This is a genomic window from Oscillibacter sp. KLE 1728 (assembly GCF_934833455.1).
GTDB classification, from domain to species: Bacteria; Bacillota; Clostridia; order Oscillospirales; family Oscillospiraceae; genus Oscillibacter; species Oscillibacter welbionis.
Window position 1 is genome coordinate 12787 of record NZ_CAKVVF010000009.1, and the last position, 22919, is coordinate 35705.

General features: G+C 62.9%; 23 protein-coding genes. 2 read left to right on the forward strand and 21 right to left on the reverse strand.

The features are described 5' to 3' along the window. Positions 1 to 90 precede the first annotated feature (90 nt). The 20 genes from aspS to QVE23_RS01895 all read right to left on the reverse strand — a co-directional run bounded on the left by aspS (position 91) and on the right by QVE23_RS01895 (position 20429). On the reverse strand, positions 91 to 1866 hold the full coding sequence (gene aspS / locus QVE23_RS01800; protein ID WP_287967488.1) for an aspartate--tRNA ligase: 1776 nt from the start codon (positions 1864 to 1866) through the stop codon (positions 91 to 93). A 60-nt stretch (positions 1867 to 1926) separates the two neighbouring features. After that, the gene (locus QVE23_RS01805) at positions 1927 to 2448 is read right to left on the reverse strand and encodes a hypothetical protein (protein WP_136891317.1); all 522 of its coding nucleotides are present in this window, start codon (positions 2446 to 2448) and stop codon (positions 1927 to 1929) included. Positions 2449 to 2576: 128 nt separating this feature from the next. Next, positions 2577 to 3932, reverse strand: coding sequence for a histidine--tRNA ligase (hisS, locus tag QVE23_RS01810; protein ID WP_025543898.1), 1356 nt, complete (start codon positions 3930 to 3932; stop codon positions 2577 to 2579). Positions 3933 to 4275: 343 nt separating this feature from the next. Continuing rightward, a complete protein-coding gene (locus QVE23_RS01815) occupies positions 4276 to 4689 on the reverse strand; it encodes a methylglyoxal synthase (RefSeq protein ID WP_021751168.1) in 414 nt (137 codons plus the stop codon). Positions 4690 to 4704: 15 nt separating this feature from the next. Further along, positions 4705 to 5457, reverse strand: coding sequence for a septum site-determining protein MinD (gene minD, locus QVE23_RS01820; RefSeq protein WP_021751169.1), 753 nt, complete (start codon positions 5455 to 5457; stop codon positions 4705 to 4707). A 35-nt stretch (positions 5458 to 5492) separates the two neighbouring features. Then, complete coding sequence (gene rsmG / locus QVE23_RS01825) at positions 5493 to 6191, reverse strand: 16S rRNA (guanine(527)-N(7))-methyltransferase RsmG (protein WP_287553507.1); 699 nt, start codon at positions 6189 to 6191, stop codon at positions 5493 to 5495. Continuing rightward, a complete protein-coding gene (gene mscL / locus QVE23_RS01830) occupies positions 6188 to 6634 on the reverse strand; it encodes a large-conductance mechanosensitive channel protein MscL (protein WP_021751171.1) in 447 nt (148 codons plus the stop codon). Before mscL ends, rsmG begins: the two co-directional genes overlap by 4 nt. A 185-nt stretch (positions 6635 to 6819) precedes the next feature. Then, entirely contained in the window at positions 6820 to 8136 is a 1317-nt protein-coding gene (gene serS / locus QVE23_RS01835; protein WP_136891314.1) for a serine--tRNA ligase, read from the reverse strand. Between the two features lie 67 nt (positions 8137 to 8203). Next, the gene (locus QVE23_RS01840) at positions 8204 to 8734 is read right to left on the reverse strand and encodes a hypothetical protein (RefSeq protein ID WP_021751174.1); all 531 of its coding nucleotides are present in this window, start codon (positions 8732 to 8734) and stop codon (positions 8204 to 8206) included. A gap of 20 nt (positions 8735 to 8754) precedes the next feature. Next, entirely contained in the window at positions 8755 to 9633 is an 879-nt protein-coding gene (locus tag QVE23_RS01845; protein WP_021751175.1) for a ParB/RepB/Spo0J family partition protein, read from the reverse strand. Between the two features lie 22 nt (positions 9634 to 9655). Next, positions 9656 to 10414 (reverse strand): ParA family protein, encoded by a 759-nt coding sequence (locus QVE23_RS01850; protein ID WP_136891312.1) that lies wholly within the window; start codon positions 10412 to 10414, stop codon positions 9656 to 9658. Between the two features lie 187 nt (positions 10415 to 10601). Beyond that, the gene (locus tag QVE23_RS01855) at positions 10602 to 12470 is read right to left on the reverse strand and encodes a glycoside hydrolase family 13 protein (protein ID WP_287967489.1); all 1869 of its coding nucleotides are present in this window, start codon (positions 12468 to 12470) and stop codon (positions 10602 to 10604) included. Positions 12471 to 12484: 14 nt separating this feature from the next. Continuing rightward, positions 12485 to 14689, reverse strand: a complete 2205-nt coding sequence (locus tag QVE23_RS01860; RefSeq protein WP_021751178.1) for a penicillin-binding transpeptidase domain-containing protein — start codon at positions 14687 to 14689, stop codon at positions 12485 to 12487. Between the two features lie 14 nt (positions 14690 to 14703). Next, positions 14704 to 15216 (reverse strand): hypothetical protein, encoded by a 513-nt coding sequence (locus QVE23_RS01865; RefSeq protein WP_021751179.1) that lies wholly within the window; start codon positions 15214 to 15216, stop codon positions 14704 to 14706. Positions 15217 to 15258: 42 nt separating this feature from the next. Further along, positions 15259 to 16098: a rod shape-determining protein MreC gene (gene mreC / locus QVE23_RS01870; protein WP_021751180.1), complete on the reverse strand. Its 840-nt coding sequence runs from the start codon at positions 16096 to 16098 to the stop codon at positions 15259 to 15261. 22 nt (positions 16099 to 16120) lie between these two features. Next, a complete protein-coding gene (locus tag QVE23_RS01875; RefSeq protein ID WP_287967490.1) occupies positions 16121 to 16699 on the reverse strand; it encodes a Maf family protein in 579 nt (192 codons plus the stop codon). A gap of 10 nt (positions 16700 to 16709) precedes the next feature. Further along, a complete protein-coding gene (locus QVE23_RS01880; RefSeq protein ID WP_021751182.1) occupies positions 16710 to 17141 on the reverse strand; it encodes a dUTP diphosphatase in 432 nt (143 codons plus the stop codon). 180 nt (positions 17142 to 17321) lie between these two features. After that, positions 17322 to 17966 (reverse strand): DUF998 domain-containing protein, encoded by a 645-nt coding sequence (locus QVE23_RS01885; protein WP_160117459.1) that lies wholly within the window; start codon positions 17964 to 17966, stop codon positions 17322 to 17324. A gap of 4 nt (positions 17967 to 17970) precedes the next feature. Continuing rightward, the gene (locus QVE23_RS01890; RefSeq protein WP_287967492.1) at positions 17971 to 20091 is read right to left on the reverse strand and encodes a U32 family peptidase; all 2121 of its coding nucleotides are present in this window, start codon (positions 20089 to 20091) and stop codon (positions 17971 to 17973) included. After that, positions 20088 to 20429 carry a cell division protein ZapA gene (locus tag QVE23_RS01895; protein ID WP_021751185.1) on the reverse strand — a complete coding sequence of 114 codons (342 nt, stop codon included), beginning with the start codon at positions 20427 to 20429 and terminating at the stop codon, positions 20088 to 20090. Before QVE23_RS01895 ends, QVE23_RS01890 begins: the two co-directional genes overlap by 4 nt. 236 nt (positions 20430 to 20665) lie before the next feature. Between QVE23_RS01895 and QVE23_RS01900 the strand changes: the two genes are divergently transcribed. Beyond that, positions 20666 to 21589 carry a DnaD domain protein gene (locus tag QVE23_RS01900; RefSeq protein ID WP_287966771.1) on the forward strand — a complete coding sequence of 308 codons (924 nt, stop codon included), beginning with the start codon at positions 20666 to 20668 and terminating at the stop codon, positions 21587 to 21589. Between the two features lie 6 nt (positions 21590 to 21595). Further along, positions 21596 to 22594 (forward strand): ATP-binding protein, encoded by a 999-nt coding sequence (locus QVE23_RS01905; RefSeq protein WP_036630945.1) that lies wholly within the window; start codon positions 21596 to 21598, stop codon positions 22592 to 22594. 62 nt (positions 22595 to 22656) lie between these two features. Here QVE23_RS01905 and QVE23_RS10990 read toward each other — a convergent pair. After that, on the reverse strand, positions 22657 to 22919 hold a 263-nt coding region (locus tag QVE23_RS10990; RefSeq protein ID WP_502919055.1), incomplete at its 5' end, for a zinc finger domain-containing protein.

Consider the following 22919-nt stretch of genomic DNA (forward strand, 5'->3'; position numbering starts at 1 on the left):
GTGGTATGCGTGGGATGATGCCGGAAAGTGGAAAAAAAGAGGCGGAACGCAGAAATGCGGTCCGTCTCTTTTTTATTCCGGATTTACAGGTCAGTCCTGGGGCTTGACGATGGCGATGTGCAGCTCGTCCAATTGTTTCTGCGTGACCTCGCTGGGGGCGCTCATCATCACGTCCTGGGCGTTTTTGTTCATGGGGAAGGGGATGATCTCCCGAATGGAGTCCTCCCCGGCCAGCAGCATCACCATGCGATCCACGCCGGGGGCAATGCCCGCATGGGGCGGCGCGCCGTAGGTGAAGGCGTTGTACATGGCGGGGAACTTGGCCTTTACGTCCTCCTCGCCCAGCCGGACCATCTCAAAGGCCTTAATCATGATCTCCGGGTCATGATTCCGGACCGCGCCGGAGCTGAGCTCCACGCCGTTGCACACCAGGTCATACTGGTCGGCGGTGATGCTGAGGGGATCGATCTCGCCCCGCTCCGCCTTCAGCAGGACCTCCAGCCCGCCGGAGGGCATGGAGAAGGGGTTGTGGCAGAACTCCAGCTCGCCGGATTCCTCGCCGATCTCGTACATGGGGAAGTCCACAATCCAGCAGAAGGCGTACTGCTCCTTGTCCATGTGACCGGGGACGGCGGCGCCCAGAGTCTTTACCAGCGTGCCGGCGGTCTTTTGGGCAGCGCCCAGCTTGCCGGCGGACAGGGCCACGAAGTCGTTGGGCTTCAGACCCAGGGCAGAGACCACAGACTCCTTGATGGGCTGGACAAACTTGGCGATGCCGCCCACAATCTCACCGTTCTCGTCCAGGCGGAACCAGTAGGGCTTGCCGCCGGAGACCACCTCCACATCCGCCAGGGTCTTGTCGATGAACTTCCGGGTCTCGTGGAAATCGCTGACCACCACGGCCTTCACCACGTTGCCCTCGAAGGGGCCGAAGCCGCAGGCGCCCAGCAGGCCGGTGACGTCCTGCACCGTCAGGTCGATGCGCAGGTCCGGCTTGTCGGAGCCATACTTCTCCATGGCCTCGGTGTAAGGGATACGCATGAAGGGCGCGGAGCTGGCCCGGTCGTATTTGCCGTACTTGGCAAAGATGGGGGGCAGCACGTCCTCCAGTACGGCAAATACGTCATCCTGAGAGGCAAAAGCCATCTCCATGTCCAGCTGGTAAAACTCACCGGGGGAGCGGTCCGCCCGGGCGTCCTCGTCCCGGAAGCAGGGGGCGATCTGGAAGTACCGGTCAAAGCCGGAGGTCATCAGCAGCTGCTTGAACTGCTGGGGTGCCTGAGGCAGGGCATAGAACTTTCCGGGGTGGTTCCGGGCGGGCACCAGATAGTCCCGGGCACCCTCCGGGGAGGAGGCGGTCAGGATGGGGGTGGTGATCTCCAGGAAGCCATGCTCTGTCATGGCCTGCCGCAGGGCGGCCACTACCTGGCACCGGAGGATGATGTTGTTCTTCACCGCCGGGTTCCGCAGGTCCAGATAGCGGTACTTCAGGCGGGTGGCCTCGTCGGCCTCCCGGCTGCGGTTGATGGGGAAAGGCAGCTCGTTGTGCTGGCAGCGGCCCAGCACCTCAATTTTGCCGGGCACCACCTCGATCTCGCCGGTGGCCATCTTGTCGTTCTTGCTGTCCCGCTCCCGGACGGTGCCCTCCACGGAGATGGTGGACTCCTTGTTGATGGACTTCAGCAGGGCCACCATGTCGGCGGTCTCCGCCACCACCTGAGTGGTGCCGTAGAAGTCCCGGACCACGGCGAAGGCCAGCTCACTGCCTACCTCCCGGAGGTTTTCCAGCCAGCCGCAGATCTTTATGGCCTTGCCGGCGTCGGAGAGCCGCAGCTCTCCGCAGGTATGGGTGCGATTCTGTGTCATGATTGTGGATTCCTTTCTGTGTGGAAATGTGATTACAAATAGAAATTTATATAAAAAATATTACGAATTGAGATCATATTTCGCTGCCAGAGCCCAGAGCTGTTCCCCAAGGCCCCTGCCAACGGCCTCTCCGTCCGGGACGGTGCAGCCGTAGAAGTCCGCCTGTCCCGGAGCAGCATAGGACCACTCCCGGACGGTAAAGTTCAGCACAGCAAAATCGCCATCTGTACCGGCGAGGGAGAGGGAGAACATCCAGTCTCCCGCCTCATAGAAGACGGACCCATGGCTGGCATTCACCGCCTGAGCAAGGGGCTTGATTAGCGGGTCTGTCAGAGAACGGCAGAAGGAGAGGTCTTGGAGCTGTTTCAGCAGGGCCGCCCCCTCTGGGGAAGTGAGGGGTACCGACACCGTGGCGGTCTCTGGCTCCTGGGCCCAGTCCCCCAGGGAGCGGATCAGGACGTTGATCTCTTGGAGTTCCTGGCCCTTCATCAGGTCCGGCAATGTTACCGGACGGCTGTACCAGATCGCGGCGACCAGCAGCAGGACCAACAAAGGCACCCAGACACGCTTCCGGTTCTTCATAGAAACACCTCTAGTAAATACTGCTTGTATTTTTTATAGAAAATATTTCTGCTTGGACTGCTTGAGATGCGATTTGGTTGTCTCCGCAGGTGAAATTCGGCGTTAAAGTATCTCTGTGGGGCAGGGAATTACTCCTGGATGACGGTGCCCTTTTCCCGTTCCGCGAGACCCGCCTTAATGCGGTAGACGGTGGCGGCGGGTTCCAGCTTTGTCTGCTCGCCGGTGGCCATGTCCTTGCAGGCCACCACGCCGGAGCTGATCTCGTCCTCCCCCAGAAAGATCACATAGGGGATGCCCAGCTTGTCGGCATAGGCGATTTTCTGCTTGAATTTCTTTTCCTCGCAGTGGAGCTGGGCGCGGATGCCGTTTTCCCGCAGCAGGGTGGCCAGGGAGATGGCAGCGGACAGGTCCTCCGTCATGGGCAGGATCAGCACATCCGCCGGAGCGGTGGGCAGGTCCGGATTCAGCATACCCTGTTCTCCCAGCACATAGAACAGCCGGGTCAGGCCGATGGAGATGCCCGCGCCGGGAAGCTGGCGGTCCGTGTAATACTCCGCCAGATTGTCGTACCGGCCGCCGGAACAGACGGAGCCGATCTCGGGGTGATCCAGCAAGGTGGTCTCGTAGACGGTGCCGGTGTAGTAGTCCAGGCCCCGGGCGATGGTCAGGTCCACGGCGAAATTCTCCGCCGGGACGCCGAAGTCCGCCAGATACCGGACCACCGTGTTCAGTTCCTCAAGACCCTGGTCGAAGATTTCGTTCCGGCCCCGGTAGCCCTCCAAAGCGGAGAGAACGGCGTCGTTTCCGCCGGAGATGGCGATAAACTTCAGGATCTCGTCGGCGTCGGACGGAGTCACGGCGAGGTCGCCGGTGAGGATGGCCTTCACCTTCTCCGGCCCGATCTTGTCCAGCTTGTCTACGGTGCGCATGATGTCACCGGACTTCTCCGTCAGACCCAGCATGGCGTAGAAGCCGTTGAGGATCTTCCGGTTGTTCACCCGGATCTGGAACCGCTTCAGTCCCAGGGTGGAGAAGGTCTTGTAGATGATGGCGGGGATCTCCGCCTCATTGATGATGGAGAGCCTGCCATCTCCGATGATGTCGATGTCCGCCTGATAGAACTCCCGGAAGCGGCCCCGTTGGGCCCGCTCACCCCGGTACACCTTGCCGATCTGATACCGGCGGAAAGGGAAGGTCAGGTCGTTGTAGTGGAGGGCCACATACTTTGCCAGGGGGACCGTCAGGTCGAACCGGAGTGCCAGATCCGCGTCGCCCTTCTGGAAGCGGTAGATCTGCTTCTCCGTCTCGCCGCCGCCCTTGGCCAGCAGTACCTCGCTGGACTCGATCACCGGGGTGTCCAGGGGGGTAAAGCCATAGAGGGAATAGGTACGGCGGAGGATCTCCATGATCCGCTCCATCTGCTGCTGTGGTCCGGGCAGCAGTTCCATAAAGCCGGACAGTGTCCGTGGGGTCATTTTAGCCATCGTCAAAACTCCTTTTTCGTGGGATGCGGGTCGCTGCCCGGGATGCACCGCGGGCGCAAAATGATAAAACGCTCCCGTCCCGCGGCTTTGGGACGAGAGCGATTCCGCTTCGTGGTGCCACCCAAATTCAAGGCCTATAGAGCCTCCTTTTTGCCTCCTGTGCTACGGGGAGGGTGCCGTGGGCGTCTCCGCCCCCGCTCCGCCGCTGTCCTTCGTCCAGGCCGGCCGGGCCGCTCTCAGCGGTGCGCCCCTCTCTGTGGGGCCGGCGATTGGAGTACTGCTGCGGCATCCGCGCGGTGCAAATGAATCAACAGGGTGATTGTATGCGCTTTGGGGAAAAATGTCAAGCGATGGGACGGTTGGAGGGATTGACGATGCAGCGCCAGTCCAAATCGCCCCGGGCCAGACCCAGTACCAGCGCCTCCGCCGTGGCCAGATTGCTGGCAAAGGGGATGTTGTTCTGGTCGCACAGCCGGGAGATATAGGAAACATCTCCCACCATAGCCTCGTTGTTGGGGTCGTTGAAGAAGAGTACCAGGTCGAATTCGTTGTATGCGATCCGGGCGCCGATCTGCTGGCTGCCGCCGTGGGCGTAGGACAGGAAGCAGTGGACATTCAGGCCCGTGGCGTCGGCCACCATGTGGCCAGTGGTGTTGGTGGCGTAAATGTTGTGGTGGGACAGGATGCCGGCGTAGGCGGTGCAGAACTGCACCATCAGCTCCTTCTTGTTGTCGTGGGACATGAGGGCGATGTTCATGAAAGACTCCTTTCTCTATCTGATCCGCAGCAGGGGGACCCGTTCCCCCTGGAGGCGTTTCGCAATGTTGCGGTAGGCAGTCGCGGCGCTCTGGCCGTCCGCCAGCAGGATGGGCACACCCCGGTTCATACACAGCGGCAGGGCGTCATCCTCGGGGACCACTCCCAGCAGCGGCAGGCCGGCCTTGTCGATGGCATCGTCAATGGTGGCGTGGAGCTGGCGCAGCAGCTTTTTGCGCACCCGATTCACCACCAGGTGCAGGGCGCCTGATGGGAAGCGATCCAGCTCCATGACGGTGTGCTGGGCGTCCCGCAGGGAGGAGGCGTCCGCAGTGGTCACCACCACGCAGCGGTCCGCGGCGCAGGTGGCCAGCTGAAAGCCCCGCCCCAGGCCCGCAGGTGCGTCCAGCAGACAGAAGTCAAACCGCCTGCGTACCTCCCGCAGCAGATCTGCCATCTGGATCTCCGTCACCGGGCGACCATGGGGACGCGCCGGCGCGGTCAGCAGGAAAAGGCCGGGGATCTTGGGGTGTTCCACAGCGGCCAGTTCCAGGGAACAGCGGTTCTGCGCCACGTCTGAGAAGTCCATCAGCGTCCGGTCCGACAGGCCCAGGGCCAGATCCAGATTCCGCAGACCGATGTCGCAGTCCAGGCACAGCACCCGCCGGCCAGATAGGGCGAGAGCCGCGCCTACACCCGCCGTAAAGGAGGTCTTTCCGGTGCCGCCCTTTCCGGATGCGACGGCAATGCACTGTCCTGGAGACGTCATCAGGCGGCACTTCCTTTCAACTGCTCACAAATGTATTATAAGGGATTCTTCTTGATTTTTGCAAACATTCTCGGATATTTTTCCGGAGTTTTTTTCACTTTTTCCACCACGATCAGCCGGTGGCGCACATCTGTACCGGGGATGGCATAGTCCCGGACCGCCTCCACGGCGCCGCCCAGGATCGCAATGGCGTGCTGTGCGGCGGCCAGCTCCGCGTCTGACTCCACGGATTTCATGGCCAGGAACTTCCCGCCGGGCTTTACCAGCGGCAGGCACAGCTCACACAGCACCGGCAGGGCCGCCACTGCCCGGGAGACCGCTAAATCAAAGGTTTCCCGGTGCTCCGCGGCAAATTCCTCCGCCCGGGCGTGGACGCAGGCCACATCGGGGAGGTCCAGCTCCCGGCACACCGTCTCCAGGAACTGGATGCGCTTGTTCAGGGAGTCCAGCAGCGTCAGGCGGATGGAGGGCTCCAGCACCCGCAGGGGCAGACCGGGAAAACCGGCACCGGTGCCGACGTCCACCACGGACTTTCCGGAAAAGGACTCCAGGGTCAGCAGGGCGGCGCTGTCCAAAAAGTGGAGAGTGGCCACATCCTCCGGGTCCGTAATGGCGGTGAGGTTCATCACCTTGTTGGTCTCGATCAGCAGATCCCCATACCGGACCAGAGCAGGGATTCCCTCCACAGGGAGGTTCAGGGCGGCAAGACCCGATTGCAGGCGCTGTTCCATCATGTCCTCTCCTTCAGCAGGTCTCGGATCTCCGCCAGCAGCACTTCCTCCTGCGAGGGCTGGGGCGGGGGAGGAGGAGCGGCCTCCTTCTTTCGGTGGAAGCGGTTGATAGCTTTGATGAGGCAGAAGACCGCAAAGGCGATGATGAGGAAGTCCAGAATAGTGGAGAGAAAAGAGCCGTAATTGATGGCAACAGCGGCGCGCACTTCGTTGCCGCCGGCGTCATACACCGCCTCCCGCAGGACCCATTGCCATTGGGAGAAGTCCGCGCCGCCGGTGAGCAGGGAGAGCAGGGGCATCAGGATATCGTTGACCAGGGAGGTGGAAATTTTGCCGAAGGCGCCGCCGATGATGACGCCCACCGCCATATCCAGCACATTTCCTCTGGCAATGAATTGGCGAAACTCCGCCAGGAAGCCGGTGGTCTTTTTGGTAAGTTCAGTCATGGGACTCTCCTGTGTGAAATGAATGGGCGCCTGTGTACGTATGCTGTAACCATTGGAGCCCAAGGCTTTCAGAGATTTGACCCGAATGGAGCCGCTGGAGGGGCACCGAATGATCCGGAGCAGGGCTGCGCGCCGCTCCAACGGCTGGAAACGGGTTCAACGATTTGTATAAATAAAACAAAAAATTACAAATTGGATTTTTCCGCGGGGACCAGCAATTCCTTGCCGCCCATATAGGGCCGCAGGACCTGGGGGATGCGGACAGTGCCGTCGGCCTGGAGGTTGTTCTCCAGGAAGGCGATCAGCATCCGGGGCGGGGCCACGCAGGTGTTATTCAGGGTGTGGCACAGCTGCATTTTGCCATTTTCATCCTTATAGCGGATGCGCAGACGGCGGGCCTGGGCGTCCCCCAGATTGGAGCAGGAGCACACCTCAAAGAACTTCTGCTGGCGGGGAGACCAGGCCTCAATATCGCAGGACTTGACCTTTAGATCTGCCAGGTCGCCGGAGCAGCACTCCAGCTGCCGCACCGGAATATCCAGAGAGCGGAACAGCTCCACGGACATCCGCCACAGCTTCTCATACCAGTCCTTGGACTCCTCGGGCTTGCAGACGACGATCATCTCCTGCTTTTCAAACTGGTGGATGCGGTAGATGCCACGCTCCTCGATGCCGTGGGCACCTTTCTCCTTGCGGAAACAGGGGGAGTAGGAGGTAAGGGTCTGGGGCAGGCTCTCAGCCGGCAGGATCTGGTCAATGAACCGGCCGATCATGGAGTGCTCGCTGGTGCCGATCAGGTACAGGTCCTCCCCTTCGATCTTGTACATCATGCCGTCCATGTCTGTCTGGCTCATAACGCCCTCCACCACGTTGCCGTGGATCATGAAGGGGGGGATGCAGTAGGTGAAGCCCTTGTCGATCATGAAGTCCCGGCCGTAGGCCAGCACCGCCTCATGGAGCCGGGCAATGTCGCCCAGCAGGTAGTAAAAGCCGCTGCCGGAGACCCGCCCGGCGGCATCCAGGTCGATGCCGTTGAAGGACTCCATGATATCCACGTGGTAGGGAATGGGGAAGTCGGGGACTTCACATGCTCCGAACCGCTGGACCTCTACATTTTCGCTGTCATCCTTGCCGATGGGCACGGAGGAATCGATCATCTGGGGGATCAGCAGCATATTGTGATGGAGCTTTTCCTCCAGCTCCGTCTCCTGTTTCTCCAGCTCTGCCAAGCGGTCCGCCTGTTCCTTCACCTGCTGCTTGACAGCCTCGGCCTCCGCCAGCTTGGCGGGGTCCTTTTTGGCCTGGCCCATCAGCATGCCGATCTGCTTGCTGAGTGTGTTTCGGTTGGAGCGGAGCTGATCCGCCTCCGCAATGGCGGCCCGGCGCTTGGAGTCCAGGTCCAGGACTTCGTCTACCAGGGGAAGCTTGGCATCCTGAAACTTCTTTTTGATATTTTCACGGACGGCATCCGGATTCTCCCGGATAAATTTGATATCCAGCATGATGATTCTCTCCTCAATTTATTGATGTTGCATGTTTCACGTGAAACAATGGCCAGCCGTTGACTGCTCAACGGGCCTCTGCTGCTTCCTTCAGCTGCGCATACCGCTGGGAGGGAGGGGTGACACCCTCCTCAGCAGTCTCAGGCAGTGCGTCCCGGTATTCAGACGCCTCGAAGGCGTCGATGCTGGCTTGACAGCCCGCCAGATCTCCCGCAGAATACTGCTGCTGAATGGTGTACAGAGCCAGCAGTGCCTGGTTCTCCCGCTGGGCCTCCGCCAAGGCGGCGTCAGTTTCCTCTGCGGAGGACTCCAGCGCGTCGATGGTGGTCTGGGCTTCATCCAGCTGGTTTTGCAGGTCCAGCAGGGCGTCCTGCGTGGCCTGTACCTCCTGCATGGCAGTGACGGAGTCCTGAAGCTCCCCAAGCACCTCGGAGTTGCTCCGCTGGTGCATTAGAAAGGACAGCGCCATCAGCAGAAAGGCCACGATGAACAGGATCATGATATAGATGACAACGGGCTTTTTCCCGGTGGAGGGCGTTTCCTCCGGAGCAGAGGAGGGTGTCTCCGCTTCGTCTCCGCTGCGTTTTTCAAATTTCATGGCAAATCATCCTTTCCCAATCAGGGGGTTTTCGTTTGCTTTGCCCGGAGCATCGCCAGGGCCTCCAGCAGGTCGTTGAGGTCGTCAATGCCGTAGTATTCCAGCTCAATCCGGCCCTTTTTGCGGCCGGTGACGATCCGCACCCCCCGGCCCAGCTTGGAGCTCAACTCCTTCTGCGCCTCCGCGGCATAGTCGATTCCCTTCGGCGCGGGGGCTTTTTCCGGCTTTTCCAGACTCAGCCGCTTGGCCAGGGCCTCCGTCTGGCGGACAGAGAGGCCGCCGGAGATCACGGCGCCAGCGGCGTTTTCCTGCAGGGCGGGGGAGAGGGGCAGCAGCGCCCGAGCGTGACCGGCGGAGAGCTTTCCCTCTTCCACCAGCTTGGCCACCGGCGGCGTCAGGGACAGCAGCCGCAGCGCGTTGGCCACGGCGCTGCGGGATTTGCCCACTCGGGACGCGGCCTCCTCCTGGGTCATGTGATACGTTTCCATCAGGGACTGGAAGCCAGCGGCTTCCTCTATGGGGTTCAGATCCTCCCGCTGGAGGTTTTCGATCATGGCCAGCTCGGCGGCCTTGCGGTCATCGGCCTCCATGACAATGACGGGCACTTCCTGAAGGCCCGCCAGCCGCGCAGCCCGCCAGCGCCGTTCTCCGGCGATGATCTGATAGTAGCCGGAGGCCAGCTTCCGGACGGTAAGAGGCTGGATGATACCGTGCTCTCGGATGGAGTCGGCCAGTTCTGCCAGGGATGCCTCGTCAAAGTGCTTGCGAGGCTGGGAGGAACAGCTTTCCACCTGGGAAATGGGCAGGTACAGGCTGCCGGTGCTCTCCGCCTTCAATACGTCGTCGCCCAGCAGGGCGCCGAGACCCCGGCCGAGGCCGGAGGGTTTCTTGGATGCCATGGGAACGCTCCTTTCCAGAGAATCAGGCGCTTTGCTTTTTCAGAAACTCCGCTGCAAAGGCGGTGTAGGCCTCCGCGCCCCGGGAGGTCCGATCATAGGCGGTGATGGGCTTGCCGTGGCTGGGCGCCTCGCTGAGGCGCACGTTCCGGGGGATCACAGTGGCATAGACCTTGCCGGGGAAGTAGTGCTTCACTTCCTCCGCCACCTGCAAGGCCAAATTGGTCCGCCCGTCAAACATGGTCAGCAGCACGCCGTCCAGTTCCAGCCGGGGATTCAGGGACCTGCGGACGATCCGCACCGTGTTCATCAGATCGCTGAGGCCCTCCAGAGCGTAGTATTCGCCCTGCACCGGCACCAGGATGGCGTCCGCGGCGCAGAGGGCGTTCAGCGTCAGTAGTTCCAGAGAGGGGGGGCAGTCGATGAACAGGAAGTCGTAGCGATCTTTTACCTTGTCCAGCGCGTCCCGCAGAAGGAATTCCCGGCGCTCCATGCCGATCAGTTCGATCCCGGCGCCGGCCAGCGCCTTGTTGGAGGGGAGAACATCGCCGTATTTGGTGTGCACCAGGGCGTCCTCCACCGGCACTTCGCCGATCAGGGCATCGTAGATTCCCTTGGAGACCGTCTTGTCCACGCCCATTCCAGAAGTGGAATTGGCCTGAGGATCAAAATCACACAGGAGGATGCGCTGCCCGGCCTCCGTCAAGGCCGCGGCGAGATTCACACAGGTGGTTGTTTTCCCCACGCCGCCTTTTTGATTCACAATCGCAATGGTTTTTGCCACGTGGGCACCTACTTTCTGAAAATACCCAATAAGGTAGAAATGCTTATGCTCATTTATTATAGCAAGCGTGGACGGCCGTTGCAAGGAGAAAAGCGGAAAAGCAGAGAAAAGGAAGAGAAAATGTTTCACGTGAAACAAACGGCAGAAAAAGAGCCGCGGATGTTTCACGTGAAACATCCGCAGCCGGTCACAGAAAAAGACGGCAGCCCCAGGGCGGCAGCTGCAAGTGCAGAACACCGCCGGAACAGGGGAGAGTATCTCCGGTGAGGAGATCAGTGGGGCCAGCGCCTTCCCACAGCAGTGTGACAGTGTGGGAGTCCGGTGAGGCGTTGACGGCTGTGGTCAGCCGCTGGTCACCGTTCTGCCGGGCAAAAATCAACAAAGGACCTGCGGTGTAGAGCCAGGAGATGGTGCCGGACTGCAGGGCTGGATACGCATTCCGCAGGGCACCCAGCCGGGTGAACCACGCCAGCAGGTCCCGGTCTTCCCGGCCCCAGGGGTAGGTTCCCCGATTCAGAGGGTCCTCAAAGCCCTCCATCCCGGCCTCATCCCCGTAATAGATCATGGGAGAGCCGGGGAAGGTGAACAGCACCAGCGCCGCCAGCCGCAGCTTGGCGATGCCCGCTGCCCGCTCCCGGGGCAAAAGCCGGTAGGAGGCCCGCTCCGCCTTGGTGTCCGGCGTTCGGTCCGCACCCAGCAGCGTCAGGATGCGGGGGGTATCGTGGGTGCCCAAAAAGTTCATGGCGGAGTAAAAGGCCGCCGGAGGATAGTTCTCCCGCAGGGTCTCCATGGCCTCCCGAAAGTCATCGGCATCCCCGCCGGAGAGATAGGCCAGCAGCGCCGTGCGGAAGGGGTAGTTCATCAGCCCGTGGGTCTCACTGCCCAGCAGATACCGCCGCCGCTGGGAGTAGGCGATCTTATTGGAGCCGTCCTCCCACACCTCGCCGATCAGGACGCTGTCAGGGGCCGTCTCCTCCATGGCGGCGCGGATCTTCTCCAGAAACCAGTCCGGCAGCTCATCCGCCACATCCAGCCGCCAGCCGGAAGCTCCGGCACGCAGCCACCGGCGGATAATGGAGTCCTTGGCGTCAATGATGAAATCCACATAAGAGGGAGAGGACTCCTCCACCGCTGGCAGAGTGCGGATGCCCCACCAGGAGTCGTAGGAATCCGGCCAGTGGTGGAACCGGTACCAGCTGTACCAGGGAGAATCCTGGCTCTGGGCTGCGCCCAAAGTGGGGTAATAGCCATCGGCATTGAAGTACATGCTCTGGGATCCGGTGTGGTTGAACACGCCGTCCAAAATCACCCGCATCCCCCGCTGTCGGGCCTGGGCGCAGAGAGCGCGGAAATCGGCCTCCGTGCCCAGCATGGGGTCGATGCGGGTATAGTCCGCTGTGTTATAACGGTGGTTGGAGGCGGACTCGAAAATGGGGCAGAGGTACAGCGTGGTGACACCAAGGGCCTTCAAATCGTCCAGTTTCGACGTGATCCCCGCCAGAGTGCCACCAAAGAAGTCCCGGTTGCGGATCTCCCCATCCGGATCCGGCCGCCACTCCGGCGTGTCATCCCAGTCCTCGTGGACCCAGCGCCGTCCAACCAGACCCGCAGGGTCCACGGGTACCAGACGGCAGAAACGATCTGGAAAAATTTGGTATGTCACACCTGCCCCAAACCAGCCGGGCGTACGGCTTTCCTGGTAGACCGTCAGCTGCCAGGACACGGCCTGTCCGTCACTGCGGTAGCCGGTCTTGTCCAGCAGACAGCCGGTGCCGTCCTCCCGCCAGAAGCGGAAGTGATACCAGAGAAGATCGGGCAGCTCCGGCGCGGTCAGTGTGCCGGAAAAGCAAAGCCGCTCGCCTGCGAAGCCCTCCAGGGGTAGTTCCTGCTCCCGCTGCGTCCCGGAAAACTCACAGGAGAGGACCAGTGCGCAGTGGGAAAAGCCCTCCGTGGCCAGGGGGCGGCAGTGAAAGGTGACCGCCGTTCCGCAGGGGACGGCGCCGAAGGGCTCCTTGCACAGGTCGCAGCGGGGATCAAAGACAAAGGGTTCGCTCATGGGGATGCGTCTCCTTACGGAAGCAGTTGGTTTTCGCCGGTGACGGCACTGCCGGTCTCGTCGGCGGTAAAGTAAGCGTTGAGAATATCCACGCCCGTGGTGGCCAGATTGGAGCCCCAGGTGGCGTGCTCAATGACGATGGCCACGGCGATCTCCGGATCGTCATAAGGGGCGAAGCAAACGAAGACGCCGTTTTCGGTCTGGTTGCCGCCCAGCTCGGAGGTGCCGGTCTTGGCGCCGGCAGTGACCACGCAGTTCCGGAAGGCATTGTAAACAGAGCCGCCGGGCTGGGTGTAGCCCAGCATGCCCTTTTTCACCGCCTCTAGCGTGGAATCCTGCATGGAGACCACGTTGGTGGGCGCCGTGTCGCCCACAGCCAGGACCTCCGTATTGTCATAGGACTTCACGGCCTTCAGCAGGTGGGCCTTGCAGTGCTGTCCGCCGGAGGCCAGTGTGGCGATGTAGTTGGCAAGCTGGAGGGGCGAGTAGAGCTGGTTGGCCTGGCCGAAGGTGGCCCAGGGGGTCTGGTCGTGGCCCGCCTCATTGCTGGGCAAGGTACCGGCGTAATCACCAATCTCAATGCCGGTGTGCTCTCCCAGGCCGAAGGCCTGCAGATACTCCCGGAAGGTGTCCATGCCCATTCGGTATCCCATCTCCGCGAAGAAGTAGTTGCAGGACTTGGTGATGGCCTCCGTCACATTGATGAGACCGTGGTTGCCGCCGGCGCAGTTGGCGCCGCTGTGGGTGGGGTCGTTGGGATAGACCCACCGGCTGGGAGAGTAGATCTCCTGGGTGGGAGTAATGATCCCCTTCTCCAGCGCGGCCACGGCCGTCAGGGGCTTGATGGTGGAGCCGGGGACGTACGTCCCGTTGGTGGCGCGGTTTGTGAAGGGGCGGGCAGGGTCATTGTAGAGAGCCGCGTAGATGCTGCTCTGTCGGAATGTGGAGAGATCATAGGTGGGATAAGAGGCCAGGGCCAGAACTTCCCCCGTGCCCACCTGTACCACCGCCACGGCGCCGCCCCGGGTCTCATCCCCATCCTCCCCGGTCATCCGGGTGATGGTGGCGGCCAGGGCGTCCTCCGCCGCCTGCTGGAGGTCCAGGTCGATGGTCAGCTCCACAGTGTTGCCGGGCACCGGCTCCTTGGAGTAATACTCGCCGGTGATCTTGCCGTCCTCGTTCAGGGAGACCACCCGGGTGCCGTCGGTGCCCTTGAGATGGGATTCAAAGGCCGCCTCCACGCCGTCCTTGCCCACATAGTCGTTCCAGTTATATCCCTCGCCCAGGGCCTCCTTTTCCGCACTGTCGTTGATTTTTCCGAGATACCCCAGGATATGCGCCCCGTAGGTCGTCTCGTACTCCCGCACGGAGGAGGGGGTGATCTTGGCTCCGGCGTAGTCGCCGTCGTTCAGCAGGGAGATCAGCTCCGCGTCGATATCCTCCGCCAGCACATAGGCGTCCGTTCTGGCGAGATTTCGGCTGCGGATCTCGTACTGGACGCCCAGCACCAGCCGGGCCTCCTCCACGGAAAAAGAGGCGGAGAGGCCGAAATCCTTCCGCATCAGGGCGATCAGCCGCGTGGCGGAGAGACCGGACCCTTCCAGCATGGCGCCGGTCAGCTGACTGGAGGTCAGCTCCTCCAGCAGGGCCTGGGCCTTGCCGGCCTGATCCAGCTCCTCATCCGCCAGGATGTCGTCGGCGGGGTTTTCCCTGTTGCCCTCCTCGTCCGTGGTCTCCAGCAGGGCAGGATGCTCCAGCAGATAGGCGGCCAGGGCGTTCGCGGCCTCGTCCAGATCCTTCAGATAGGTGAGAAAGCGGCTCCTGGCGGCGCTGTCCAGGGAGTCGATGGTGTAGGCGAAGGGGGCGGAGCGGGAGATGGGCAGAGAATCCACCCAGTTGATCCCCCGGCTCTGACACAGCTGCAGCAGCCGCAGGAGGGACTCGTTGGCATCTTCGTCCTTCTCCAGCAGGGAGGCGTCAAAGGTCAGGTTGTAGGAGGAGCGGCTGGACACCAGCACCTTGCCGTTTCGGTCGGTGATATTGCCCCGGGCGGCCTCCACGGTCTCCGACCGGGCGATGCTGCGGACGGAGCTGGCGTAGTAATAGTCGTAATTGTTCACCTGCGTGTCGTACAGGACCCCGATGTAGACCGCAGCCACAATGAAAAACAGGGCTGCCAGAACATACAGGCGCAGATGATGGGCTTCCTTATGGTCCATAGACAGCCTCCTTCTCAGTCATCCAGGTGGGTGCGGCGGAACACGGCAGAGAACAGCAACACCACCGGGACCACCAGCAGGATGGAGACGCAGACCTCCCGCAGGAAGACCTGGGCCCCCGCAGCCCAGGCGGCTTTCCCCCCGGCCCACAGCACGACACAGTGAAAGGCGTCTGTGAGGAGGAAGGAGAGCACGGAGGTGACCACCCCACAGAGAAAGCCCGCCGGCAGCAGGCTCTGGGAGATCAGCGCCGCGCATAGCCCCGCCGCGGGAAAGATCAGGGTGTAAAAGCAGGGGATGGACGCCGGCAGCAGCAGGTCGCACAGCACTCCCACCGTCAGGGCGTAGACGGAGGCGGGGAGGGGACCCTCATACATACCCAGGACCGCCACCAGGATGGGGAACACAAAGGGAATGACGCCCCAGAGGGTGATCCGCTGGAGCACCGCCCCCTGGAGCAGGAAGAACACTGCCGTGGCCCCGGCGTACAGGGCCCATTTGAAAATGGTCTCATTCCGCGCCAGCAATGCCGGAGCCTCCTTTCCGAACAGGTGGGGACATCCGTCCCATCAGGTCTGGATGTCAAAGGATTTGATGACGAAGACCTCCACCAGACTGTCAAAGTCGGCGGCGGGTTCCAGCACCGCGTAGGAGGCGGCGCCGGAGTCGCTGAGCTGCACCTCCTCCACTGTGCCGACAGAGAGGCCGGAGGGATAATACCCGCCCAGGCCGGAGGTGACCACCAGATCGCCGCCCAGCAGCTGACAGTCCGCGGGCAGATAGTCCAGCCGCAGGCGGTTCTCCCGCATCAGGGAGAAGTCGCCCACCGCCAGCCCCAGGTCCTTGGTGCGGAACACCTGGGCGCCCAGGGAGGTGTCCGTGTCCACGATGGTGAGGACCGTGCACCAGTTGAGTCCCACTTCGCTGACCACACCCACCAGGGCATACGTCTCGTCGATGACGCAGTCGTTCACTTCGACACCGTGATCCGTGCCGATGTTCAGTGTCAGGGAGGAGGTCCAGTTGGTGACCGTGCGCTCCGTGACGGAGGCCGTCTCCAGCTCCAGGTCATAGTTCTGGGGCCGCAGGTTCAGCAGATCCCGCAGGCGGGCGTTTTCCTCATTGTTGGTCTGAGCCAGGCGGTTCTGGGCCTTGAGGATGGCGTTTTCCCGCCGCAGGGCGGCGTTCTCCTCCTCCAGGGCGGTGACGTCCTGATAGTAGTTCTGCTTGTCTGTGATCCAGCCTGTTACAGCGGTGTAGGCCGACCGGAAGGGGGAGGCGATGATCCCCGCCAGATTGGACAGGGGAGAGGAGGTGTTGGAGAAAAAGGACATGAGGGACAGGCTCACGGCGATCACCGCCGTGGCGAACAGGACCCAGATGCCGTGTTCCCGAAAAAATTTCTTCAAAGGAAACCCTCCTGATCGTTGGTCAGCAGAAGAAATGGACGCCGAACCGCTCCAGCATCCGGCTCAAGCGCAGGACCGGCAGACCCATCACGTTGAAAAAGTCACCGTCCAGCCGCTCCACCAGAAGGGCACCCAGCCCCTGGACGCCGTAGGCCCCGGCCTTGTCCATGGGCTCGCCGGTGCGGATGTAGCCCCGGAGCTCCGCCTCCGCGGCAGGGCGGAAATACACGTCGGTGGACGCGCTCTCCGTCAGGATCTCGCCGCCCCGGCGGACGGTGACGCCGGTGCATACCGTGTGGCGGCGGCCCTGAAGGGCCGTCAGCATCCGCAGGGCGTCCGCCTCGTCCACAGGCTTGCCGAGACGCTGGTCGTCCAGAAACACCATGGTGTCGGCAGTGATGATGATTTCCTCTGGTGTGCAGAGAGCGGCGGCCGCGTCGGACTTCTCCCGGGAGATGTACTCCACCGTCTGCCGGGGGGAGAGGCCGGCGGGATAGGTCTCCTCTGTCTGAGGCACCCGGATGTCAAAGTCCGTGATGCCGATGCGCTGGAGCAGCTCCTGCCGCCGGGGAGAGCCGGAGGCCAGTACGATCTTTGCCATGGCCGCGCCCTCACTTTCCGGTGGAGCCGAAGCCGCCCCGGTCGGGGCCGTCCAGATGCTCCACTTTGGTGAAGGTCAGCCGGGGCTGGTTTTTCATGATGCGGAACTGGCAGATCCGGGCGTTTTTCTCAATGGTCACATCCCGGGTGGCGTAGGCGGGCATCCGCCACTGGTCACCGTCGCCCCGGTAGGTGTAGTCTACCACGCCCATGGAGTTGGTCTGCAGAATGCCGTAATTCTTAAAGGTGGAGCTGCGGGGGACGATGTGGGCTTCATACCCCTCCGGCAGGGCGATGGCCACCCCCAAGGGGATCAGCCGGAACTCCCCGGCCTTCATAGTCACGGTTTCCGCCGCATGTAGGTCGATCCAGTCGGACTTGCCCTCCACGTAGCACAGCTCGTCGATGTCATCTGTGAAATATTTTACCTTGATCTCTTCCATGTCAAACTCCAAAATAAATACGGTTTGTATAATATAAAATAAAATTTATGAATTGTATAGGAAATATGATGCTTTCAGGCGGTTAACCCCATTGGATGCAGGAGACAAGTCCCGCTGATGGGCGGACAGATGCATCCCTGCTTTTATCAGTGTAAGGTTCCGTGCGGAGGGCTGTACAGCTCAGGGGGCGGAAATCAGGTGGACGATTGCATCCAGCAACAAGGGAACATACATGGCCGCCAGGCAGAGCTGTTCCCAAAGACCCTCACGGGCCACAGCCGTGCCCTGGAAGCGGTCTTTGTCCGAGAGGACAAACAGCGTGAAGAATACCAGCGCCAGCCCCAGGGCGGCAAAGCAGGCCCACGCCATAACCGGGGAGTCTGTCTCCAGCGCCAGCAGCGCCCGCCAGAGGGGTAGGAACAGCAGGGCGAAAAAGCCCAGGGCAGAGGCAATGCCGTGGATCAGGGCAGAGCGATCCGACAGATCTTTGGTGAGCCCGGTGGGAAACAGGGCGGCCAGGATACCGGCGCCCAGGGCGAAGCCGCCCAGGGACACGGCCAATCCCGCCGCCAGCCACCGGGAGGCCGGCGCCGCGCCGACGGCGTAGACGGCGGCAGTGGTCAAAAGCCATATCCCCAGCCACGCCAGCCACAGGCGGTAGACCCGGGCCACGGGACCGCCCCTTCTGCCCAGAACGCTGACCGCCATGGTTCCAGGCCGATAGGCTGGATCCTTCCGGGCCAGCAGGCAGGGAAGCAGAAACTCTCCGCAGAGGGTAAGGATCAAAAGGGTCCAAAACCAGCGGGTATCTATCCAGGCTGCCATTTGATTATTCAACTCCCCGTTCGTAAAGCCCCCGGGTGAAATCCCCCGCGGCGGGCGCGGCATCCAGATAGTTTTGCACGACGGACACGCATTCCTCCGCTGTCTCCGTGGTGAAGCGGAGACGGGCATAGGCCAGTCCCAGCCTGCGGTGCTCCGGCCGGTCCGCCAGATACAGCGGCTTGCTGTTCTGGATTTCCGTCCGGTGGCCGTAGGCGGGCAGCAGGGGAAAAGCGGCGCCGGTGCGGTCGACCAGAACATTGGGCTGGCCGCAGCGGCAGGGGCCGTCCTCCGGGACACAAGGGCCCTGCCGGTCCAGGCGGCAGCCGGTCTCGTTCTGCACCAGGCAGTTCTCCGTAATCATCAGGGGCAGGCGGCCGTAGACAATGGCCTCCGCCCGCAGCACCTTTTTCAGATCCCGGATCTGGGCGAACCGCAGCTCAAAGGACACGCAGGCGCTCTCCAGCTCCTTGTCCTTCAGATAGGCCAGGGACCGGGAATTGAACACATTCAGGCCGTAATCGCCGTAGAGATGGAAGTTCAGGCCCCGCACCAGGGGCAGATGGCCCAGATTTCCGATCAGAACACCGGTAAAGCCCAGAGCCCGGGCCCGCTCCAGCAAGGTGCGGAGCGCAGGCTCGTCCCGGTCCCGCCAGACCCGGGGCAGAACGGCGCACCATTCCGGGCCTTCTCCCGGGAGAGATTCCAGCCGAGGGACCTCTTCCAGCGGGATATAGACCCGGGCCGGGCAGCCCAGCTCCAGCAGGGCGGGGGAGAGCTGCTCCAGCCGGGTCACGGAAATGGTGAGTCGGGGCGCCTCCGCTGTGCAGTCGGCCTCCGGCAGGGGCGGCACCGGCAGCTCCCGGCGCTTGGGCGGCGCAGTGCGGGCGGCGGTGAGAGCCGCCAGCGCATCCCGCCGCAGGGCATTGACGGCACTGGCGGAGAGGGACAGCCCCTCATCTACCAGGGTGACCACGGTGTCGCAGCGGTAGGCGGTGCCGCCGGTCTTGCGGAGGCGGGCTTCCAGCTCCAGTCCATCCAGGGCCCGGGTCCGGGCGGCCTCCGGCACCGGGCCGGTGACCGTGACGCTGTGGCCGTCCCGGTCCGACACAGTCAGGGTGCAGGGCACCCCCGCGGAAACGGAGCAGGAGAGATCCACCGGCACCGTCCGCAGGCTGTCCCGTTCATAGGCCCGGCGGGCCTCCTCAAAGAGGTCCTTGGGGTCCGGAGCGTTCTCCGGACGGGTGCCGAACATGGCAGCGCCGTGTTTGCCCTGCCAGTACCAGTCGGTGAAGCCGGACCGGGAGAAGGCCTGCTCCAGCTCCGCCCGCTCGTCGGCGGTGGGACCACGGCCCTCCTCCAGCAGGCGGGCGTAGATGCGGGTGATGACGGCCACATACTCCGGCCGCTTCATGCGGCCCTCCAGCTTCACGCAGGATACGCCCATGGCCCCCATCTCCTCCAGCCGTCCGGCCAGACAGCTGTCCTTCAGGCTCAGGGGATATGCCTTTCTGGCGGGGGCGTTGACCCCGTAGGGCAGGCGGCAGGGCTGGGCGCAGCGGCCCCGGTTTCCGGAGCGGCCCCCGATCAGGGCGCTCATCCCGCACTGGCCGGAGTAGCACATGCACAGCGCCCCGTGGGCAAAGACCTCCACTTCCACAGGGCAGTTTTCACAGATCGTACGGGTGTCCTCCGCCGAACACTCCCGGGCAATGACCACCCGCTCGCAGCCGTCGGCGGCGATCTCCCGGGCACCGCCGGAGGTGAACAGGCTCATCTGGGTGCTGGCGTGGAGGGGCAGATCCGGCAGCGTCCGGCGCAGCAGGCCGAACAGCCCCCAGTCCTGCACCAGCACCGCGTCCACCCCCAGGCGGCCGGCCTGAACGGCTGTCTCCAGCGCCTGGGGCAGCTCCCGGTCCGTCACCAGGGTGTTCAGCGTCAGAAAGACCCGGACCCCCCGCTCGTGGCAGTAGGCCAGGGCGGCGGCGAACTCCTCATCAGAAAAATTTTTCGCGCCCCTGCGGGCGTTGAAGGCGCCCCAGCCCAGGTACACCGCGTCCGCGCCGTTCTGGACCGCCGCCCGCAGAGCCTCCGGCGAACCGGCGGGGGCCAGCAGCTCCGGCCTCATCCCCGGTCCTTCCGGGCCTGGGCGTCCAGCTTCTGCTGGAGGCGGAAGACCTCCCGCTTCAGCTCGCTGGCCTCGCTCTGGGCCCTGCCGGCCTCGTCCAGATACCCCTTGATCTGGCCCCGGAGCTGCTCCGCCGCGGCCTGGGCCTTGAAGAGCTCGTCGGCAATGTTGACGGCGGTGAGGACGGCGGCATCCGTGCGGCCCACTTTGGAGCTGTCCAGGACCTCCGCCATTTTATCATTGACGTAGGCGCCCACCCGCTGCATGTAAGAAGAGGACTCCTCCGCAATGAAGGTGAGCTCCTCCCCGCAGATGTTGATGACCACGCGATTTGCCATAAACAACTTCCCCCTCGTCGGTAGATTGATCAGCGGCAGGGCAGATGCCGCCCATTATCATAAATTATAGTATATCATAGGAAAAAAGACAGCGCCACAGAAAAACGGGAGGTTTTGAAAAAATTCACATTTCCGCCAGAAGCTGGGGCAGGTGCGGACTTTTTCCGCCGGGGCTTGTCCTGCCGGGGAAAATCGTGTAGAATAGGGGAAGTTCAAAACGAGGGGAGGAGCGGAGGATGCCCAGCTGTCTGGTACATACCGGGGATGAGAGCGTCACCCTGTCCGCGGCCACGGTGAAGCGGCTGCTGGACCGGGGCGACGGGGATGCGGCGCTGCTGTATCTGGCGCTGCTGCGGCGGCAGGGCACGGTGCCGCCCCGGTCCCTGGCCGGGGAGCTGCGGTGGGACCGCGGCCGCATCGAGGCGGCGGAGACCGCCCTGCGGGAGCTGGGCCTGGTGGCCCCCGCGGAGACGCCGCCCGCCCCGGCGGAGGAGCGGCCCGTCTATCAGCGCGCCGACGTGGCGGAGCGGCTGGAGCACAGCAAGGCGTTCCAGGCCCTCACCCGGCAGGTGGAGGTGAAGCTGGGCAAAAAGCTGACCACCCCGGACGTGGGGATCCTGCTGGGACTGACGGACTATCTGGGCCTGCCGGAGGGCGTGGTCTATCTGCTGGTGTGCCACTGTGTAGAGCGGGTGCAGCGCCGATTCGGCGAGGGCCGCCGCCCCGGCATGAAGCAGATCGAAAAGGAGGGCTACGCCTGGGCCCGCATGGGGATCGACACCCAGGCGGCGGCGGATGCCTATCTCCGGACCTACGCCCAGCGCCAGGGGGTCCTGCCCCAGTATATGAAGGCGCTGCAGCTGGGGGACCGGCCCCCCGCGCCTTCGGAGGAGAAGTACATCCTCGCCTGGCAGGAGATGGGCTTTGGCCCGGAGGCCGTGGCCCTGGCCTATGACAAAACGGTGCTGAAGTGCCATGAGCTGAAGTGGGCCTATTGCAACGGCATTTTGAAGAAGTGGAACGAGGCGGGCCTCCACACGGTGGAGGAGATTCAGGCGGGGGACCGTCCGGCGGCCCGCAGGGGGGACCAGCAGTCCCCCAGGGACACGGAGACGGAGATGTGCAGATATATGCAGGAGCTGCATCGGAACAGGAGGTGATGAGCGGTGGCGTATGACGGAAAGGTGATGCGCTTGGCCCTCCAGCGGTTCGAGGAGGACCGCCAGAGGCGGCAGGCCCAGTATCAGGAGCGGCGGGAACGGATTTTTGCCCGTCAGCCCCGCCTGCGGGAGATCGACGGGGAGCTTCGCTCCACCATGAGCCGCATCATCACCAGTGCGCTCCGCCACGGCACGGACCCCCGGTCCGCGGTGGCAGTGCTGCGGGATGAAAATCTGAGCCTTCAGGCAGAGAAGCGGGAGCTTCTGCAGAAGATGGGCCTGCCGGAGGATGCTCTGGAGGAGACGCCCGCCTGCGCCCTCTGCGGGGACACGGGCTACCGCAACGGCCGGGTGTGCCGCTGCCTGCGGGGCTATTACGCCCGGGAGCAGCAGAAGGAGCTGTCCCGGATGCTGGACCTGGGGCACCAGAGCTTTGACACCTTCTCCACAGACTGGTACCCGGACCGCTATGACCCGAACATCGGCGTCACCGTCCGGCAGCACATGGAGATGATCTACGACATCTGCGCGGATTTTGCCCACCAGTTCGGCAAGCGCCCGGCGAACCTCCTGCTCTTCGGCGCACCCGGACTGGGAAAGACCCACCTCTCCGCCGCCATTGCCCGGGAGGTCAGCGAGAAGGGGCATTCGGTGGTCTATGACACCGCGGGCCACATCTTTGCACAATTCGAGCAGCAGAAGTTCACCCGGGAAGAGGAGGCCGACGACCACGTGGAGCGGGTGCTGAACTGCGATCTGCTGATTCTGGACGATCTGGGATCCGAGATGACCACATCCTTCGTTCAGAGCGCCCTGTACCAGATTGTCAACACCCGCCAGATGGAGCGCCGCTCCACCATCATCAGCACAAACCTGACGCCGGGAGAGCTGGCCCGGCGGTACACGCCCCAGATCGCCTCCCGGATTGAAGGGGAATATACCCTGCTGCCCTTTGCGGGAGAGGATATCCGGAAGCTGAAAAAGGAACGTGCCCGGGGGAATTGAATCGACATGGAAAAAGGTCCCGGCCAATGGCCGGGACCTTTTTGACTGCTGTTTTCGGATGGTCAGAACTGGGGGAGTTTCCGCACCACGGCGGCGCAGCGGGCGCAGAGGGTGGGGTGATCCGCGTCGGCGCCCACAGTGGGGCTGTGCATCCAGCACCGCTCGCACTTGTCGCCTCTGGCCTCGCTGACTTCCACGGTGAGGCCGGGGAAGTTGGCACCCTGGCCCACAGTGGAGGCGGCATCGGGCTCCGCACTGGAGACCTGGCAGTCGGAGACGATGAAGAGCTCTGCCAGGTTCAGGCCCATCACCTGCACCAGGGCGG